The 19446-nt window shown below is 58.9% G+C and carries 16 protein-coding genes and 1 tRNA gene; 10 read left to right on the top strand and 7 right to left on the bottom strand.

What is annotated here, in order from left to right:
* Window positions 1-86: 86 nt before the first annotated feature.
* Genes F4555_RS08850 through F4555_RS08830 form a run of 5 tightly spaced genes read right to left on the bottom strand, consistent with a single transcriptional unit; the run spans window position 87 to window position 4641 of the window.
* Window positions 87-635: a DUF1003 domain-containing protein gene (locus F4555_RS08850; RefSeq protein ID WP_115325764.1), complete on the bottom strand. Its 549-nt coding sequence runs from the start codon at window positions 633-635 to the stop codon at window positions 87-89.
* Complete coding sequence (locus F4555_RS08845; RefSeq protein ID WP_004013770.1) at window positions 632-2026, bottom strand: magnesium transporter MgtE N-terminal domain-containing protein; 1395 nt, start codon at window positions 2024-2026, stop codon at window positions 632-634. Before F4555_RS08845 ends, F4555_RS08850 begins: the two co-directional genes overlap by 4 nt.
* A 9-nt stretch (window positions 2027-2035) precedes the next feature.
* On the bottom strand, window positions 2036-2347 hold the full coding sequence (locus F4555_RS08840) for a P-II family nitrogen regulator (protein ID WP_004013771.1): 312 nt from the start codon (window positions 2345-2347) through the stop codon (window positions 2036-2038).
* A 3-nt stretch (window positions 2348-2350) separates the two neighbouring features.
* Entirely contained in the window at window positions 2351-3949 is a 1599-nt protein-coding gene (locus F4555_RS08835; protein ID WP_115325765.1) for a DUF1538 domain-containing protein, read from the bottom strand.
* Window positions 3946-4641: a transcriptional regulator gene (locus tag F4555_RS08830; protein WP_115325766.1), complete on the bottom strand. Its 696-nt coding sequence runs from the start codon at window positions 4639-4641 to the stop codon at window positions 3946-3948. Before F4555_RS08830 ends, F4555_RS08835 begins: the two co-directional genes overlap by 4 nt.
* A gap of 172 nt (window positions 4642-4813) precedes the next feature.
* Between F4555_RS08830 and F4555_RS08825 the strand changes: the two genes are divergently transcribed.
* The gene (locus tag F4555_RS08825) at window positions 4814-5740 is read left to right on the top strand and encodes a DsbA family protein (protein WP_115325767.1); all 927 of its coding nucleotides are present in this window, start codon (window positions 4814-4816) and stop codon (window positions 5738-5740) included.
* A gap of 126 nt (window positions 5741-5866) precedes the next feature.
* Window positions 5867-6727 (top strand): cytochrome c biogenesis CcdA family protein, encoded by an 861-nt coding sequence (locus F4555_RS08820; RefSeq protein WP_115325768.1) that lies wholly within the window; start codon window positions 5867-5869, stop codon window positions 6725-6727.
* Window positions 6728-6949: 222 nt separating this feature from the next.
* Here F4555_RS08820 and F4555_RS08815 read toward each other — a convergent pair whose 3' ends face one another.
* Window positions 6950-9166, bottom strand: coding sequence for an NAD(+) synthase (locus F4555_RS08815; RefSeq protein ID WP_115325769.1), 2217 nt, complete (start codon window positions 9164-9166; stop codon window positions 6950-6952).
* 306 nt (window positions 9167-9472) lie between these two features.
* Here F4555_RS08815 and galT point away from each other — a divergent pair, with 306 nt between their 5' ends.
* From galT to F4555_RS08800, 3 genes are all read left to right on the top strand, one after another.
* A complete protein-coding gene (gene galT / locus F4555_RS08810) occupies window positions 9473-10732 on the top strand; it encodes a galactose-1-phosphate uridylyltransferase (protein ID WP_004018331.1) in 1260 nt (419 codons plus the stop codon).
* Between the two features lie 2 nt (window positions 10733-10734).
* The gene (galK, locus tag F4555_RS08805; protein ID WP_004013778.1) at window positions 10735-12129 is read left to right on the top strand and encodes a galactokinase; all 1395 of its coding nucleotides are present in this window, start codon (window positions 10735-10737) and stop codon (window positions 12127-12129) included.
* A gap of 205 nt (window positions 12130-12334) precedes the next feature.
* Window positions 12335-13255, top strand: a complete 921-nt coding sequence (locus F4555_RS08800) for a flagellin family protein (RefSeq protein WP_004013779.1) — start codon at window positions 12335-12337, stop codon at window positions 13253-13255.
* An 83-nt stretch (window positions 13256-13338) separates the two neighbouring features.
* Here F4555_RS08800 and F4555_RS08795 read toward each other — a convergent pair whose 3' ends face one another.
* A complete protein-coding gene (locus F4555_RS08795) occupies window positions 13339-13794 on the bottom strand; it encodes a sterol carrier family protein (RefSeq protein WP_004014173.1) in 456 nt (151 codons plus the stop codon).
* Window positions 13795-13939: 145 nt separating this feature from the next.
* On the opposite strand from F4555_RS08795, the gene F4555_RS08790 reads away from it, so the two are divergent.
* The 5 genes from F4555_RS08790 (at window position 13940) to F4555_RS08770 (ending at window position 19440) form a co-directional block, all read left to right on the top strand.
* Window positions 13940-14713 (top strand): hypothetical protein, encoded by a 774-nt coding sequence (locus F4555_RS08790; RefSeq protein ID WP_248613787.1) that lies wholly within the window; start codon window positions 13940-13942, stop codon window positions 14711-14713.
* A 181-nt stretch (window positions 14714-14894) separates the two neighbouring features.
* Entirely contained in the window at window positions 14895-16421 is a 1527-nt protein-coding gene (locus F4555_RS08785) for a flagellin (RefSeq protein WP_115325770.1), read from the top strand.
* Between the two features lie 265 nt (window positions 16422-16686).
* Window positions 16687-16774: transfer RNA gene (locus F4555_RS08780), tRNA-Ser, on the top strand.
* A 173-nt stretch (window positions 16775-16947) separates the two neighbouring features.
* Window positions 16948-18141, top strand: coding sequence for a tyrosine-type recombinase/integrase (locus F4555_RS08775; protein WP_004013784.1), 1194 nt, complete (start codon window positions 16948-16950; stop codon window positions 18139-18141).
* A 906-nt stretch (window positions 18142-19047) separates the two neighbouring features.
* Window positions 19048-19440: a hypothetical protein gene (locus F4555_RS08770; protein ID WP_115325773.1), complete on the top strand. Its 393-nt coding sequence runs from the start codon at window positions 19048-19050 to the stop codon at window positions 19438-19440.
* The last annotated feature ends 6 nt before the right edge of the window (window positions 19441-19446 follow it).

The raw sequence follows: 19446 nt of genomic DNA, 5'->3' as shown, positions 1-19446 counted from the left end.
GGTTTACAACCCGAAATTCGGGCAAGCACCTCGTGAATTTGGCACAAACGTAACATCGCCCTGTACCAGATAGCCGTGCGGCGCAGCTAAACGTCCGTGCCAGAATCGTTAGCCGGCGGAATTACTTCGCGCGACTCCAGGTCGGCCAGCAAATCCCGCAACTCGGAGCGCACAAAATCCCGGGTCGCCAACTCAGAGACCGCCAGGCGCAGCGCGGCGATTTCACGGGTCAAATACTCGGTATCAGCCAGGGTGCGGGCGGCCTGCTGGCGGTCTTGTTCGGCGATAACCCGGTCGCGGTCGTCCTGGCGGTTTTGGGCGAACATAATCAGCGGCGCGGCATAGGACGCCTGGGTGGAAAACGCCAGATTCAGCAAAATAAACGGATACGGATCCCAAGGGTTATGCGTGCCCATCCAGGTGCTCAACCCCAGGTTGGCCACAATCCATACCACTACGAACACGGTCATCCACAGAATAAACTTCGAGGTGCCCATGAACCGCGCGGTGGCCTCGGCGAAGCGCGTGAACAGCGAGCGGTCTTGGGCACCCAGTTGGGTACGGCTGCGGGTGCGTTGCCGCCTCCCGAACCAGCCACGTCGCCCTTCGCTGGGGGTTTCCAGTGATTTTGTCATTGTCCTCCTCCCGTTTCGCCGCTGGGGCTGGCGTTCGCACCTTCTGCGTCATCCGAGGCCAACAGTGCCGCCACATCTTCGCCGTTTGCCCCATCGGCCTCCGCTGCGGCCTCGGCTTCCGCGACGGCAGCGGCTTCGACCGCCGCGCGATCATCCCAACGCCAGTCCTCGGGCAGCAAGTGATCTAGCACGTCATCGACGGAAACCGCGCCCAGCAGTGACCCGGTGTTGGGACCCACCACCGGCAGCACCGTCAAGTTATAGGTCGCCAAGGTTCGGGTCAAATAGTCCACCGTCTTGTCTGGGGTGACACCTTCCAGGTCGGTGTCGATAATGTTTCCCAACTGGGTGTTGGGCGGCTCGCGCAGGGCGCGTTGCAGGTGCACTACCCCGATGAATTTCCCAGTGGGGGTCTCTAGGGGTGGGCGGCATATCATGGCCATTGCGGCCAGGGCGGGGGGGATGTCGCGGCGTTGCACATGAGCCAGCATGGTAGCCACGGAGTCATCAGGAGCCAGCACCACTGGCTCGGTGGTCATCAAACCGCCGGCGGTTTCTTCGTCATAGGCCAGCAGGCGGCGCACGTCCTTGGCTTCCTCTGGTTCCATTAGCTCCAACAGGTCAGCGGCCAGTTTCCGGGGCAACTCAGCCACCAGGTCGGCCGCATCGTCGGGTTGCATCACGTCTAGAACATCCGCGACACGTTCCGGTTCCAGGGAAGAAACAATCTTGACCTGGTCGTGTTCCTCCAGTTCTTCGAGTACGTCGGCCAGGCGCCCGTCGGGCAACTGGGCGGCGACTTCCACCATGCGGGTTTCCGGCAAATCGTGCAGGGCTTCGGCCATATCCGGGGGTTTCATTTCCCCCAGGTTGGCCAGCAAAGTGTCGGCGGCCTGGTCTGTGCCGCGCACTCCCAGGCCTTGAATCGCCGCCAAATCAACGGTCAGGCTTTCGCCCAGCCGGTCGCGGAAAGCCCCGCGCACCAGGCGGGCGACGTGTACCCGGGTCACCAGCCAGGTGCCGTCGCGTTGCTGTTCGATGGCAATATCCATCACCTGTCCCCGCCCCGAACCATCCGCAAAATTGACTTCGCGGTCTAAAAGCTCGCTGATAACACAGGTCTCTAGGGGGCGCGCCTGGAAACGCCGCAGGTTCACCAGCCCGGTGGTGATTACTGCGTCGGGTTTCATCGAGGTGACCCGGGTTATCGGCACAAACACCCGGTGTGTCCGGGTGACTTCCACCACCAGGCCGATTGCCAGGGGAGTGCGTCGATGCAGCAAGACCACCACGTCATAGACTTTGCCCACCGGGTCGCCGATGGGGTCGAACACGGTGGTGCCGCCCAGTTTCCCGATGAATACGCGCTGTGTTTCCTGGTTTGTGCTCACGCCTTAAGCCTACCCGTTTGCTTGGTATAGTCCACGCACTCGCGCTAAATCCTGGACGAAAACAATGCCGTTGCCCGGTTCGTCGAGGCGCAAATCCGTTGAAATCTGGGCGACAATGTCGCGTACGCGGGTATCTTCGGCCAAAATCAGCACCAGTTCCTTTTCCGGCTCGACACTGAACCCGAACAGGCTCGCGGTTTCATGCACCCCCGAGCCGCGCGCGTTGATGATGCTCCCGCCGTGCGACCCGGCTTTCACGGCCGCGTCGATTACCGCTTCGGCGCGGCCTTTTTCCACTATTGTCAGGATTACTTGGTGCATGAGTTATTTTCCTTCCGGGGTGGAGGGGTTGGGTTTGTTTTGGTTATCCTGGTCGTCGGGGTTGCCTTGGCTGTCGGGGTTACCGGGTGTGTCGCTTTCATGAGGCGCTTCCCGGGGTTTGCGCAGGTTTGTTCGCATCCGCGCTCGCGCCGAGAACAAAATCCCCAGCAGTTGAATCGCGATTGGGGGCATTAATGCCACCATGGAAATCAGTCCCAGCCCATCCACCACCGGATCCGCCCCGGGGCTGCCGGTGGCTCCACCCTGAGCGAAAGCCAGTACAAAAGTGGTGACCATGGGTCCGGGGGCGACCCCGCCCCCGTCAAAGGCGAGTCCCCCGAACAGCTCGGAGCTAAGAAATGTCAGCCCCAGAGCCAAAATGTAGCCCGCCGTCAGCAGGTGCCACAATTCCAGGCCGGCCACCACCAGGCGCAGGGTCGAGAGCATCACGGCCAGCCCCACGCCCAACGCCATCGCGCCCATCACTGTAGTGCGCCGCACCGAACCCGAGGTCACGTCTTGGACTTGCTCGGTCAACACGTGTACGGCGGGTTCGGCCAGCACCGCCAGGAACCCCAGGGCGAAAGCCACCCCCAGCAGCACGGCCGGGTGCCCGTGCTTGGCCAGTTGCGAGCCGACCAGGCGACCCACATCCATGAATCCGCCGTTTGCCCCGGTCAAAAACAGCGTCAATCCCAGGAAGGTCATGACGATGCCACTTAGAATCCGTGCCCGTGTGGCGCGCGGCAGACGAAACGAGGCCACGTCCCCTATCAGGAACAAGGCCACCAGGGGGATTAAAGCCAGGAACACGGCTTGCGCCTCATGCGGCAGATGCGCCAAGAGCGGTTCGATAATCCGGGTCGTATCGGGGCGAACGGCGGGGACACTGGCGGGCAAATCCCCCAGGGGTAAGACAATAGCTGTCAACTGGAGGGCGACAATCGCCCCCACGCAGGCAATCGCTACCAGCCCGAAGGCGGCGCCTTGGCCGCCGCGAGCATCGCGTTTCATCGCGGCGACCCCGGCGGCTAGCGCCAATACCACCGGCACGGTCAACGGCCCGGTGGTCGCCCCGGAGGCATCAAAGGCTATCGCCAAATATTCTGCCGGGGCTACCAGCGCTAAAACCACCACCAGCCCGTAGGCCAAAACCAGCACGGTTTTCAGCCGCCACATCCGCAAAATCCGCACCATTCCCACACACAGCATCACCGCTAGACCCAGGGACACCACCACCATCAACAGCAGGGAACTGACCACCCCGCCGGTCAAGTTGTTGACCTGGGCGGCGTAAATCAGAATATCGGGTTCCGCCATGGTCAACAGGAATCCCAACACGAACGTCACCCCCATTACCACGGTGAAACGCCCCGATTTCACGACCTGGTTGGCAATCACCCGCCCCAGCGGGGCGATGCCCACGTCGACCCCCAGTAAAAACAGCGACAGCCCCAGAATCACGGTGACCGCGCCCAGGGCGAAACGCGGCAGCATCATGCCCGGTAGTGGCACTAAAGTCAGGTGCAACAACAGGACGACCACCGCGATGGGGACGACCGAGAGGGTTGTTTCTTTCAGTTTCGCGCTTAGCGCGTTCATGAGGCGCTTCCTGGGGTGGTGGGCTGACTCGGTTGATACAGGCCGGTCACGGCGATGATATCTTGGGTAAACAGAATCCCGTGATTCGGTTTTTCCAAATCCAGGCGCTGGTCAATCGCTTCCTCTACCGCCGGGGCAATCTTGGCGGGCACCAGCATCAACACAATGTCCTTTTCGGGTTCTATCTCCATGCCGAGCACCTGCTGGGTCTGGTTTACGCCCGAGCCGCGCCCGGGGATTACGGTGCCGCCCCGAGAACCGGCCTGTCCTGCGGCGGCGAGGACTTCCTCGGCGAGGCCGCGTTCCACAATCGTGGTAACCAGCTGCCAGTCGGCGGGGGGTCGCGCGGTGGCTTCCGGCCAGTTTTTGCCGGCTTCGGTGCCGACCATGCCCTGCATGGCGGTGGCGAAGGCGATACCCCGGTTGGGTTTCTCGAAGTGGAAATGCGCGCTCAGGTGTGCCATCACTTCCCGGGCGGTTTTTGTGTCCGTCCCCATAATCACGATTTCCTTGCGGGAATCCACAACTCCGATTAGGTTCAGCCATTTGTTCTTGATGGTGCCGCGCCCCAGCATCACGGTGGCGCCGCGAATGCCGTGGCGTTTGGCCTGGGTGATGACCTTTGAGGCCATTTCTTCGTTCACTATCACGTAGAGCAGCGCCGCGTCTTTGTGCCAGTTCTTCTCAAGCATGTTTCGCCTTCCTAAGTTGTTTAGGGAGTTTCTGCCATTGTATCAATGCTGGCTAGGCTTGGTTTCGGGTTGCCTAGGTTGCCATTTCGGGTTCATGAGGGGCGAGCCTTAATTCCGCGTAGATTTAGCAACTCAGCTATAGTGTTTCAGGTAAGAGACTCCTGGAGGATTAATGGCGAAAAAGAAGAATAACTCCCGCGATGAAATGGCACCTCATGAAATGGGCGCCGCGAACGGAACCGACGCGAGCTTTACTCCCGACGTAACCGGCACTGCCACCCGCTCGGCGGCCAATGTTGCCACCATGCGCGCCCTGGCCACACTGATAGTGCTGGTGTTGCTGGTTATAGCGTTCTTCCTGGGACGCGCTAGCGTCGGCAACGGCGCGGATCACGCCGGCGCGGGGAAAATCGGAGCTACCAGCAGCGACGCAAAAACCGGGGGTTCCAAACAACTCGCCGCTTTTGTCGCGGAAACCGGACTGGCTCCCGGCCAGGACTTCGCCCTTCCCCTCAGCGAGGAAAACGGCCGGAAAGCCTTGAAACAAACCCAAAAGGATCTGGACGCCCCCACCCGTACTCTCGGTAAGGACTCGGCACCCGTCACCTTGACGGTGATGAGCGACTTCTCTTGTCCCATGTGTACCCGCTGGGAACAGCAAACTTTGCCTGCCCTCGAGGAACTCGCGGCCGCCGGGGACGTGAAACTGCAGTGGGTGAACCTGGTGATTTTTGCTGAACAATACCGTTCGGACATCGCCGCCCACGGGGCTATCGCGGCCGGGAAGCAAGGCAAGCTTTGGGAATTTGTCCATGCTGCCTATGGGGCGGCCGGGGAAGGCAACCATGCCGAGTACACCAAAGAATCTGTGACTGAAATGGCTAAAGCAGCTGGCGTGCCCGATATCGAGAAATTCAAAACCGATTTGACCAGTGACGAAACCGAAAAACAAATGCAAGACGAAAGTCGCTCGGCTCGCCGACTCGGCATCAATGGCACGCCGTTCTTCATTGTTGGCGACTCGGTTATCTCCGGAGCCTACCCCACGGAATATTTCGCGAACACTATCAAGTACCAAAAATACTTGGCCACGCATTGAATCCCGCGATTCCTTAGGATGTCCTAAGCTAGATATTACGGCTCGCGCCAACCTCGCGACCAGCGCGTTGGCGCCCGGTGCTATGCTATTCATGTTCTGGAATATCCACTTTACAGGAGGAATAAAATGGATGCGCTACCACTAGCGGTAGCCTATGCCGGCGGCGTTCTAACGCTATTCTCGCCGTGTTCGGCCCTGCTGATCCCCTCGTTCTTCGCCTACGCTTTCGCGTCACGCCGTACCTTGCTGTCACGAATCCTCGTTTTCTTCGTGGGGCTCCTGGCCGGGTTGCTGCCGCTGGGCGTAGCCTTGGGTGCAATCGGCGCGCAACTCGCCGCCAGTCGCGCCACCATCACCCTGTGGTGCGGCATCGCGGTTATAATCTTTGGCCTGTGGCAGGCCTTGGCTCTCCCCGCTCCCTCCTGGCAAGAAATCGCCTACGCCCTGGAACCTGAAAAACGCCGCGCCGCGCGCGCCGCCCGCCAGCACGCCCCTCGCGACAAGACCTCGCCCCTAGCGGTATTCCTGCTCGGTCTGGCCTATGGCCTGGCCTCCACCGGCTGTGCCGGGCACATCACCGGCGCAATTTCCGTCTATGTCGTCAGCGGCGGCAGCCCCATCGTCGGATTCTTCATCATGCTGTGCTTCGCCGCCGGCATGTACACCCCCGTCGCGATTCTGGCTTTCTTCTGGGATCGCATCCCCAAAAACCTCGTCCGCCCACGCCCCATCACGGTTTTCGGTCGCCCCACCACCCGCGGCTCGGTTATCTCCGGCATCGTCTTGATGTTCCTGGGTGTCATCATGATTTTCTTCGGCGGTGGTGCCCTGTCAATCTCGGTTCTGAGTGTCGAACAGCAAGTCGCCCTGGAAATCGGCGCGACGCGCCTGCTTTCCGGCGTGCCGAACTGGCTGTTCGTCGCCCTGGTCGTTTTGCTCATCGCCCTGCTGGTGGTCTATCTGCGCGGTCGCCGTAACCAGCGCTAGCTGTGCCCCTCGGCTTCACGAGGTGCTTGTGCCACCCCAGAGCACCGAGCGGCAAAGCACCAGACACCAGCCGCGAGCCAAAACGGCCAAAACGGCAAAGCCAAAGCTAAACAAGCAACGAAAACAAAGACTGTGCGGGGGTGGCGCGTGGCGCCACCCCCGCTTTGCTCACACCATTGGTCTGTACCAGGTTTTGACGGATGGTTAAGAGGCGTTCACGCGCTACAGGTCGCCAAGTTCGGCCAGCGCGGTTTCGGGGGACAGGTCGGCGGGGAAATGGAAGCCGGTTCTAGGTGACAAAGACATGCCCTCCCAGATAACCGGGCCGGCCACCATTGCGGTGCGTTTGAACTGCTGAGTCAAGAAACGCCGATAGAATACCCGCAGCCACTCCAGGATTTCCTCGCGGCTGAAATAGCGGTTCACTTCGGAGTTTACCGGGTGGTTTTCATCCGTTGGGCTAGCGGAACCACCGGTCGGTGAGGCGGGGAGGGCTCCCGCCGCGTCACCGCCCGCCGCCTGCCGGGTAAAGGCCGCCACCGCCAGGAAAGCCACCAGGCGTGGATTGGCGCCCCGCAGGGTGTGGTACAGGAAAAAGTCATGCAGCAGGTAGGGTCCAATCGCGCCTTCGGTGGTTTGGTGTTGTTCCACCCCGCCCGCGTCCGCGTGATCCGGAATCAGCTCGGGGGTGATATCGGCGCTGATAACCTCGGCTAGCACCTCATGAAGCCGAGCTTCGTCGCCCACCAGCCCCCGCTCGCAGAGCACCCGCGCCGCGACGCGAATCAGGTCGGGCATCATGGATTTTGGCACCCCGCCGTTGACCCCGTAGTGGCTCATGTGGTCGCCCACCCCGTAGGTGCACCAGCCCAGCGCCGCCTCGGACAAATCGCCGGTGCCCAGCACGAATCCGCCGCGCTGGTTCGCCAGGCGGAACAGGTAGTCGGCTCGCAGCCCGGCCTGGATGTTTTCGAAAGTCACGTCATAGACCGGCTCGCCCGACCCGGCCGGATGCCCCATAGTGCGCAGCATTTCGGTGGCGGTGGCGCGAATATCGATGGTTTCGCAGTCCACGCCCAGCGCTTCGGCCAGGCGCAGCGCCGCATTTTTGGTGCCAGCAGAGGTGGCGAAGCCCGGCATGGTAAAAGCCAGGATTGCCCGCCGCCAGTCGTCCGGGGTGTTGGCTGTCTGGTCTGCGGCGTTGCCGTTTGTTGCCAATTTCAGGTTTGCCGGGTTCGCGCTGGTGACGGGGGTGGGGCTCGTCTTGGCGGGGATTGTTTCGTTTTCATGAGGTGCCAGCCCGGCCACGGGGCTCTCCCCGGCCTCGCGCCCGGTTTGGGATTCGAAACGCCCGGCCTTGGCGGCTACGGCCACCAGCAAAGCCAGGGTGGAATCGAGACCCCCGGACAGACCCAGAACTATATTTGCATCCCGCACGGCCGACAAGCGCCTCATGAGACCTGCGACTTGAACCTCGAAAGCCTCGCGCAACTCTGCGCGATACCGCCTGGCCGAACCCGGAACCAAGGGCCGTTGGGCGGGTGGCTCTAACAGGGGAATCTTGGCATCCAAATCCACGTCAACCCGGAAATTCTCGCTGTTACCCCCAAAGGGATAATCCCAGGCCGTGTCGCCACGAGTTGCCAAGAGTTCTGGCAGCACCACATCAGCCAAGGTCAGACCGGCCGTTCCCAGATGTTCTTCGGCGGCTAGCACTGAACCGTTACAAGAGACAAAGCCCGCCGCTAGGGGAGTGCTATCGGTAGAGGATTCGCCTCGTGAACCCGCCGCTACCACCACCGCTGTTCCGGTCGAACGCGAGAGTTCCCGCGCCGCGCGGTGCAGCCGACGCAAGGCACCAACCGTGCGCACTGGAGCTGCTAGCTGTACCAACAGCGTGGGGGCAGTCGGAAGTGGTGTCCCGGCCACCATGTCAGATTCACTAGACGCTGATTTATCGGGCAGAATCGAGCCAGAACCGGATGTCGATACCCGAGTCGCTAGCGCCGCATAAGACCCCAACAAATCCTCGCCCACCAGCGGCAATACCCGTAGTCCCGCCAGATTAGAGGCGGTGAAACCAAGGGGTGATTCTGCGGCATCGTGCACCGTCCCGTCGGTGATGAACAGGGCGCGCGACTGGCCGGCCAGCCGCGCGCCGAGCACCAGTAACAGCCCTAAATCCTTGGTTTCTTGAGCAATCTGGCGTAAAGCCGCGCCTGTAGCTGTGGTGACCGAAGTGTTGCCTCCCCAGTCTCCCACGGTGGCTCCCGCCAGGCAGTCGCGCGGAAACACCAGCACCGCGACGTGGGCGGTGGCAGCGGCACGCGCCAACTCGATTATTTTGCCAGCATTGACCTGGGGGTCGCCCAGAGTGACTTCGAAGGTAGCGGCACCGACGCGCGCGATACCATGGGTGTAAATGTTGTTGAAGTTCATGGACTTAGTCTAGTGCCGTGCCGGGAGTATGGACACCTAAGCCAATTCCGACCGGCTCGCCGTGGGTGAAATCCCAGGTCAGGGGGCTTTTAAGTAAGTGACATACCAAGTTTTATTGACCTTATGTGTCCATACACTTAGTGTTCGGTAAAGTTTCACAGCCCGCGAAAAGCGGACATAAGACCGGTATTATCGCAGGTCACAGCCGCGTGGGGGCTGGTGTGGTATAGGGTAATTCTTACCTAACATGGGAAAACAGTGCGAAAAAGCGGGCGGAAAAGCTAGGATATACCCAGGCTACCTCAGGTGGATGGAGGGATTAATATTATTGTGCGTAAGACTGCAATGAAACTCGCCGATGGCCGTGACCTGTTTTATTTCGATGATTCTGAACCGTATGTGACCGGCCAGAAAACACGTCGACTCGATGACCCGCGCCCCCTGCCGGATCGTTTCGAACCTGTCGACGGCCATCCTGTCACCGGACCGGTGATGCGCCGCGATCCGCTGACTGGCGACTGGATTCCGATGGCATCCCATCGGATGAACCGCACCTTCTTACCACCAGCCGATGCCAACCCACTGGGACCAGCCCGTCCGGGGGCAAAGTACCAAGACGGAGAGATTCCCGATACAGACTATGACGTAGTGGTGTTCGAAAATCGTTTCCCATCCCTGATGGAAACCCCTGAAACCGCAGCGGTTGTGCCAAGCCCACACCAAGTAGATGACGAACCGCTTTTCCTGGAAGCCCCCGCCAACGGGCGCTGTGAAGTGGTGTGCTTTGGCTCAGACTTGCACACGAATCTGGTGGAAATGGGACCGGGACGGATGCGTACCGTTATCGAAGCTTGGGCGGATCGCACCGCTGCGCTGTCGGAGCTGCCGCAAATCAAACAAGTTTTTGTTTTTGAAAACCATGGCCAAGACATTGGGGTGACCCTATCCCATCCCCACGGACAAATCTATGCCTATCCTTATTTGACCCCGAAAACCGAGGCGATGCTGCGTCAAGCTAAAGCCTTGGTGGAAAGAACCGGAAACCGGCGGGTGAATCTGATTAAGTCGGTACGCGAGGCCGAAATCAACGCCGCTACCCGTATGATTGCCGAAAATGAATACTGGGTGTGGTATGTGCCCGTCGCCGCCCGCTGGCCGATAGAATTCCACTTGGTACCAAAGCAAATCGTGGCGGATTTCCCGGAACTGGATGAACACCAGCGCGCGGCCTTGGCTGATATTTACCTGCGGATGCTGATTGTAGCCAATCACTTCCACCGTGATGCTGCGGGGGAATATCTTGCGGTTAACTATATTTCCGCCTGGCACCAGGCTCCCATCTTAGAGGCGGATGGACGCCAGTTGTTGGGATTGCACAACGAATTCTTCTCGTTCCAGCGGGCACCGGGGAAACTGAAATACTTGGCCGGCTCGGAATCTGGCATGGGAGCTTGGATTTCGGATACCACGCCGGAATTGATTGCCGCCCGTACCCGCGAAGCCGCCCAAGAATGCGTGAAACTCGGGGCTTTTCGCGGTCTTAACGGTCCAATCGATTGGAAATAGGTATGAACACTGTCCTTGACCCGCAGTTCGCTGTGCCGTATGCACCTCATGAAGGGGCTACCCGAGCCGCGAAACTGTTCCACCTGGCCTTTGCGGATAAACCCGCTGGAACTTACCGTGCGCCGGGGCGGGTGAACGTAATCGGGGAGCACACGGACTATAACGGTGGGGTGGCGCTGCCTTTAGCCTTGCCGCACGCGACCTACGCCGCGATGCGTCCGCGTTCTGACCGGCGGATGCGCGTGGTGTCTGCCCAGATGAGCCAGCCGATAGACCTGGATTTGGATGAATTATCGCAATCCCTGACCGATGCCAGCCGAGACGACGGTTCGCGGGTGTTCACCGGACCGGGGGCGTACGTCGGGGGAACGGTTCTGGGGCTAGAGGACGTCCTGAATCGCGTGGGGGAATTCCCGGGTTTTGACGTGGCGATTGATTCCTGCGTGCCGTTGGGGGCGGGCTTGTCTTCCTCGGCGGCGTTGGAATGCGCCGTGGCGGTGGGAGTTGATGACCTGTTGACTTTAGGGCTGTCCGACACGGTTGCGGGACGTCATGTTTTGCTTGACGCGGGGCGACGCGCCGAAAATTTCTATGTGGGGGCACCCACTGGGGGTCTAGATCAGGCAGCGGCGCTGTTATGTTCCCCGGGGCATGTCATTTTGCTAGATTGCCGCACGCTTGATGCCGAACCGGTCGAGTTTGATTTGGCCGCGCGGGGTTTGGAACTGCTGGTGATTGACACCAAGGCGCATCATGACTTGGCTGACGGTCAATACGCGAAACGCCGCCACAGTTGCGAGGTGGCGGCCGCCGCCTTGGGGGTCGAATTTTTGGGGGATTTGCTAGCGGATTCAGGGGTGAAAGCATCGTCGCCAGCCATGTCCACCGGGCTCGACTCGCCGGGTGGCATCCCGAGGGCTTCGGCTGTTGGCAGCCCCGCAAAGTTTGCGGAAATCCTCTCGCGTCTGCACACCGCGTTGGGTGATTCCCCCACTGCCGCCGAGGTGCATCGGTGCACCAGGCACGTGTTGACTGAAATCCAACGCACCCGGGATTTTGTGGCGGAATTGCGGGGGGCATGGAACCCCGAAGTGCTGGGTGATTTGATGAATGCGTCTCATGAATCCTTACGCTATGACTACCAGGTAACCTGTGCCGAGTTGGACACGGCGGTCGAAGCGGCGCGTCAGGCCGGGGCGTATGGGGCGCGCATGACGGGCGGCGGCTTCGGTGGTTGCGCGATTGCCTTGGTCAAACAGGAAGCGGTTGAGCCGGTGGTACAAGAGGTGGCGGGGACTTTCGCCTCGGCAGGGTTTGATGCCCCGGCGTTTTTGCTGTCCGAGCCGGCTGCGGCTGCGGCGGCGGTGCAAGTAAGTGCGCCGCTGAGAGTACCGTGACAACGGATTCGACGCGCCTAAGCTGTTTGACGGCTCGGACGTGCGGGTTCATGAGGTGCTAGCCGAAATTCCCCTTAAATGTCAAGACAAGTGCGTTTTGTTTCTATTATTATGAGGAGTGGCATCGTAGAATAGCCTAGTGTGAGCGGGCATGTGTCTGATGTGACAGATGCCCGAGGGCGGTTAGCATTAAGGAGCGCAGATTATGCAGCTAAACGGCTTGGGACTCTACCAGTCGAATACCCTGGCCAATCCCTGGTCTAATGCCGTTGCGACGCGCCCCAACTTCAAGCCCACCACCTACCAAAAACCCGCTTCCGCTCAGGCCGGGGCGCTTAGCTCGTCCAAGGGAGTTGCGCCGCTCGTCGGGCGCACCGTGGCCAGCACCGGTCGCCCCATCAAGATAGACGGAGCCGGCGACGAGGTTTCGGTTTCCCCTACTTCCTCTACCCGAGCCGAGGTTTCGCGCGCGAACCTTCATGCGCAAACTGCTCAGGCGGCGGTTACCACCGCCAATGCGGTCAACGATTCCCTGAGTAAAACCGAACTGGTGCTGGGCGGAATGGGACAAATCGTCTCTACCTTGAACAACCCCGGCAGTCTGAGTGCCTCGCACCGGCGGGAACTAGCGGGACAATTCGGGAAACTCGCCGATTTCTTGGATAAAATCGCCACCGAGGAATCCTTTGCTGGACACCAAACCCTGGACGGGAAGTTCCGCGCTACCTTTTCGGTAGCGGGCGAAACCAAAGTAACGATTGACGCGACCCTGCCCAATGGTAAAGGCTTCACCACCGAAGGCCTGGGGTTGAAGGGATTTGCGGGGTTCCTGGCGGCTCACGGGGCGCACTTGAACCCGATACAGGGCGAGGCCATTGGCAAAGGGATTGATATTGCCCGCAGTGCCGTCTCGCAGGTTCGCACCGGTTTGACCCAGGCGGCTGAATCCGCCGTGGAAGCCATGACCCACAGTTCCCCCCTGATGAGTCCTGAGGTTCAAGGTAAACCCGAGACTGCCGCGCATCTTGCGGCACAGGCCAAGGACAGTATTCTTAATTCCGCCCGCGTGGCGTATCGTGCCCAAGCTAACACGGCCGCTTCGTCGGCGTTGCGGTTGTTGTCGTAGCTTTAAGCGATGGGCATATAAGGGCGAAAAGCAGATATCTTGACGTCAAGATAAGCCTGTGACCTGAGGTCATGCGTTTCGTGCTATTGTGTTAATTGGCTTATGTGTCCATAATCTTGATTCAAGGGTAATAATTCGGACAAGTCCGCCCGTTCCCCCGAAGCGCTGATTTGGTTGGCACCTAATGCATCCGCCCAACAAAGGCGACCCACCGCCAAAGCGAGCCAAGTCGAGGGCGACATCTCAACCACCGCCGGGGGAGTGCCCCGCCGATGCGCGGTGCCAGCCATAACCTGAACCGCCCCGAAAGGCGGCACCCGAACCTCGACCGCATGCCCGGGAGCCCGCTCGGCCAGCACCTGGAGCGTCCACCGCACCGCCATCGCCACCGTATTCCGGGGCACGGCACCCGAAGTACCCGCTTCGTTCGCGTCGTGCGGACTATTCCCCGCAAGCGTCCCCGCCGCTATCGCTGAAATGTATGCACAAAGCGCGGCGTATCCCTGGTCATCAGCAATCTTTTTAGCCATAATCCCCATTAAACCACTCCCAGGAATCATTCAGGATGCTATCATTGAACGAACAGATTTGAACCGTGAAAGGGTGACAGGATTGAGCCGAAAGCTAGCTGGCCTGGGTAAACCCAAAATTCACAGCTTTCAGGAAAGAAAGGGGGGAAAGCAAATGGGCATCCGATCCAGTGCGGCTTCATCGCGACTGTTAGCGCGGGAAGCAGCGAAAGCGCGGACGGCGCGGCGCCTGGACTTGCTGCGGACTTTCCCCCGATGCCGCCAGGCTGATGTATTACTGATTCAATCCCGTTTAGAGCAAAACCAGATTCAAGAAGCCCGCCGCTGTCTCGCGGAAGCCCAGAATTCCCTGGGGGCCTTGCAAAAAGCCGGGCACGTCCTGTATGAACTGATTGAACACTTGGGACGAATCGGGAAAATCGTCACCGGCCACAACACCGCCACTCAGTCAGATTTGGAAGCCGGTCTGAAGCGGCTGCAAGAATCCCTGTTGGACGCGAAATATGAAGGCAAGAACCTCTTGGATGGCACTGAATTCCCGGTATCGCTGCCAGGAGGCAAAGTTATCAAAGCGGCGATTGGTGGGGCAAAACTGTATAACCTGGCCGAATTTTTGGCTCACGGGGGCGACGGTATCAAAGGTATCAGCTTGGCGAGCCCCCAGGACAGCGCGGGCGCCTTGCAACACGCCATCACCCTGGTGTCCATGGCCTTGAACCAGGTTTCCACCCAAATCGAGCAAATCGGCAGGGTGACGGACTCTCTTGAAGGTCAGCTAGACGAGGCCATGCGGAACTATCCGAACCTGGATGAACCTCTCGCCGGAGCGAAGAACTGCGCCGTGGCCATCCAAAAATCGCCCCACGCCACCACCAGCTCGCAAGCGGTGCTAAACCTGATTCTGACACGAAAACTGCTGGTAGACTAGCCGCCCACCCCCGGTAACTGTCAGGACAATTAAACATTTCTTGCGAAATGCTTTTTTACTGCTTCATAGGCCTTACAATAAAAAAGGCGGTTGCTGCGACTATTTAACTGGTTGCCCGGTCTAGACCGGATTCGCTGGATTCAAGGATTGGATTCTTAGAACTATCAAGGATGGTAGGCCTATGGCCACTTTATCAGTGGACGGAAAATATGCTGCGGGAAGCAATTCTCCCGCAGCGCCCGGCTCTACCTACCCGATTCCCGCCCCTAATGCCGAGGCTGATTCCCTGGCACCTCATGAACAAAACCCCAACCCCAACGCCGGTGCCAGCGCATCCGGCGCATCCGGCACCCGTGGCACCCGTGGTGCCAACGTAACTGGCGCAACCAGCGCCGGCACCCCAGCCAATCCACCCGCTGCGTCGGGCGAAGTGGACACCGCCGGAATGCCTCGCCACCTGGCCTATGTGATGGAATCCCTGGGCGAGGACTTCACCGACGGGGCGGGAGCCGGAATCGCGACGACTTACCGTTCCGGGGGCTCGGACAGTTCGGGTGCGGCGGGCAGCATCCGAACCGGTGGCACCGGCCTGCGGCGAGGCGGGCACGCGAGAACCTCCGGCGAAGGCGATTTTCCGTACCCAGACGCTGACTTGGGCTTTAGCGTCGACCCCGCGTTCGGTGATACCGGCGACATCCCGGTCGGTCGGTCGGTCGGTTTTTCGCCCCGGGCTTCATTAGGTGCGGGCGCGACCGGCGGCTGGCGGGGGAATCCGGCTAATAATTTTCTGGGCAACGCCCTGGCCAACACTTTTGGTGTATTCCCCGGGGCGGGCGGAGCCGGGGGAGCACCCCGGGGCGGAATCACCTCTTCCTTGAACACCAACGTGATGGCACTCCAGGCGTATCGCAACATGGCCAACGCCCACAAGATTCTCAATGACTCTCTGTTGAAACTGACCAGCGGCGAGCGCATCAATAACCCCGGCGACGATGCGGCCGGCCTGGCCTTGGCCGAAAACATGCGTTCCCAGCTGCTGGGCAGCAAACAGGCCGTGCGCAACGCCCAAGACGGAATTTCCCTGGTGCAAACCGCCGAGGGAGTGCTGGGCACCGTTCACAATATGTTGCAACGCATGCGCGTCCTGGCGGTTCAAGGAGCTAGCGATTCCAATCAGGATCAACGCGGTAACATTGTCACCGAGATGGACTCGATTCGCGTCGAGATTGGCCGCATCGGCGAAGCCACCGAGGTCTTGGGGCGCAAGATTCTGGGCGATAAATACGTTGAGCCCGCCGATGCGCTGCGATTCCAGATTGGTGCCAACGGGACGGATTTGGACACTATCGCGGTGACTTTCGTGGATGTGGTCGACATTGCCCACGCCCAGCTGGGTGAAATCCCCCAGGATGCCAGCCACGAAGCCTTCCAGGGCGCGATTGTGAATATTGACGGCCAGATTGAGGTGATTTCCACCGCGCGGGCAACGCTGGGCGCGGTCATGAGTCGCTTTGAAAACACGATTAACACTTTGAATGTGACCGTAGAGAACCTGGCTGCCGCCCGGGGGCGGATTCAAGACACGGATTTCACCACGGAATCGGCGGAATATATGCGTGGCCGGATTTTGACCCAAAGTTCCCACGCCGTGATGTCCCAGGCTTTGTTGGCACCGCGCGGGGTGCTGTCACTGCTGTCGGTGGCGTAGGTTTGGTGCGTCCGGTTGCGGGGGCGGGAAGCTTGGAAAGCGACTCAAGGTGGCGAACCCGTTTGGCGCGTCCGGTTGCGGGGGCGGACTTGTTTTTGTTTTGGGATTCATGAGGTGCCAGCCCGGGCGCGGCGCCAGGTTTCCCGGAAAGCAGCTTAATCTGGTTTCAGGTATGCCCGGTGGACGGGAATCCGGGGAATTGCCCCCAGTGGCATTGTTCCGCTAAGATAGAACCTGCTGCTTTTGGTGGCTTAGTTTCATACCTGGAGGATTCGCCTAGTGGCCTATGGCGCACGCTTGGAAAGCGTGTTGGGTGCAAGCCCTCGGGGGTTCGAATCCCCCATCCTCCGCCAGCTGAATCTGAAACCCTTGGAAAGCCAAGGGTTTCAGTGTTTTTAGCCCGGTATTTCAGCGATTGTGTGATTTTCATATTTTCCACACAGTATGATGATTTCCATGGAATTCCATTCCGTTAGCCCTCATATAGCCCTCGGGTTGGGGTGATTTAAGATTTCTGGGAGGTCTGATGTCTGAAGAAGCTGCTGTTGAAGATGAGCAACCAAAGAAGAAGCGAAAGTCTCGTAAAGGCTTCGGTTCTATAGAGAAGCTCAAGTCCGGGCGATACCGGGCATATTGGCGTAAAGGCAGCATTAAGGTTTTGGCAGATGAGACCTTTCCCAATCGGCAGTTGGCCAGTGATTGGCTGGCGGCTCAACAGGTGGCTATTGCTAAGGGATTGATTGACCCTGAGTTAGCTGAGGAAGAACTGAGCCCGGTCAAAGCTGACGTTCCCACATTCAAGGAATGGAAGGAAACCTATCTAGCTAGGAGAGAGAAGGAGGGCGGTATGAAGCCAAAGACGATTCAATCGTATAAATCCTGTTTCAAAGCCCACCTTGAGGACACCTTCGGAGATATGCTCATCAATCTCATAACTAACCAGCAGGTGAAGGATTGGTATAATAGCTTTGACGGGAAGAAGCTGGGTGCGAGGAAATCTACCTACCGCGTATTTTCTGCCCTGATGAATGCTGCGGTTGATGAAGGGCTGATTGACGCTTCTCCCGTTCATGTCAAGGGTGCTGTGTCAAAGAAGCCCACGACCGACAATCACCGCAACATTGTGGCGACCTGCGACCAGGTTAGTCGTCTTGCTGAGGCTATGCCGGACGAATATAGGATTGCTGTACTGTTAGCGTTCTGGTGTTCCCTCCGTTTCGGAGAGATAACTGAACTACGCCGAAAAGACGTTCGGTTCAAGGGAGAAAAAGCGGTCATTAGCGTTACCCGTGCTGTGCAATATGCCGCTGGCTTCGGTTACACGGTTGGTCCGCCGAAGAGTGAAGCCGGTATCCGGGACATTGCGGTTCCGCCAACAATTGTCGCTGATTTAAAGGGGCACATAGCCAAGTACGTTGCCCCGGATAAAGAATCATTGTTGGTTCACTCTCCCGCTTCGCTAGTCAAGTGGTACTCTAACAAATCTATGAATGGCCATTTCGCTAAGGCCAAGAGAGCAGTTCCTGACTTAGACCAGAGATTTACCTTCCACGGACTTCGCCACTCCGGGCTTACCTTGGCTGGCCAATCCGGGGCAACCTTGGCAGAGCTTATGCATCGGGCTGGTCATGCCAATGCAGAGACTGTCATGATATACCAGCACGCTACCCAAGACCGCGACGCCGCCATTGCCGAAAAAATGAGTGCAATTTCAAACTAATTGCGTACAGTCCGGTTGGTTTCGAAGCCTCTCTTTTTATGCTCCTTTATTTATCCACAATGTGCATTTATCATTTATTACACGAAAGGGCAACAGGTAAATGTTCCATGTGAGAGGAATGCATGGAGTTGACGAATAAAGAAAGGAGGCGTGTTGTGTCTTACTCTGATATGCATCCGGACATTTGCGTGTTCACGGTTAATAAACTGCGAGGTGTTTGTTTATCCATATCCCCGCATATTTAAGGTTCCCAGTCACCCGACCATTCTAGAAAGTGCGGGTTGGCGCCTAGTCTTGGGTTTTTGGTGGGGCGATATTGGTCTTGGGATTTTCCTTTAGGCCTCGATTTCCGCCTGGCAAGGAACCCGGTTTTTTGGCTGGAAGCGGCGGAAATTGAGGTCTGTTTCTCCTTTCTCTGGGATAACTGCACCTTTTTTTACCTGCTGCTTGCTGTGGCTGGGGCTGGGGCTGGCATTCCCCGGGCTGGCGGGTTGTTCCCTAATGGATGGCTGCATTGTTCTGCTCTTTCTGTTGGCGGAACACGCGATGTATGCCTCTGTTGCGGGAATGCTGCGGGTTTCCGCTGGCGGGTGTGTGGTTGCGGCGGCTGGGGGCTGTGTGGCCTGGGGTGCCGTTCTTCGAGTAAAGAAACGGCAGCGAGTGCGGGAAAGCTTTTGGGTGTGGCGGGCTGCCGTGCCCGTAGGGCTAAGGCAGACCGCCTGTTGGGTAAGGCTTTCGTCGTTCATTATTGTTTTTTTAAATTTCGGAGAATGCATCCTCATCAGCGAACTTGCTCCCCAGCACCCCGTCTAATGACTCTTCGCTTTCCAGGGGCAAATCGAGCGATATTAACCACCAATGGAGCAGCCAAGAGGGTTGTTCCCCTAAGCAGTAAGGAAAAGAACAATGGCTACGATTCCATTTGAAACCAACTCGCCGCTCGTTGTAATGAGCGGCCCACGTCCTGCCTTTGTGTATGAGGGCGGGGTACGCACTGAGAAAAGGCTGCTGGACGCCTTGGGGCGGCCGCAGGCTAGGTTCTCTGGTGTCTCCATGATTGGCGAGGAGCCAACGGAAGTCACGGTGGAGCTTCCCGAAGAGGTCTCTGAACCGGCTGTTGTCGGCGGGACTGTCGTCCTCACTTCGTCTAAGCCTATGAAGGCTGAGCTGTCCGGCGGGGATTACGGGTCTGTCCGAGTGAAAATCATCGGCTGCGACCGGCTTGTCCCGGGCCCGTCTGCCGTGAAGATTTTCGAGCAGATAAAGGCAACTGCCCAATCGACACCTTCGCAGAAATAGTAGGCA

Source organism: Mobiluncus mulieris (genome assembly GCF_014204735.1).
GTDB classification, from domain to species: Bacteria; Actinomycetota; Actinomycetes; order Actinomycetales; family Actinomycetaceae; genus Mobiluncus; species Mobiluncus mulieris.
This window is presented reverse-complemented; position numbering and strand designations above follow the sequence as displayed.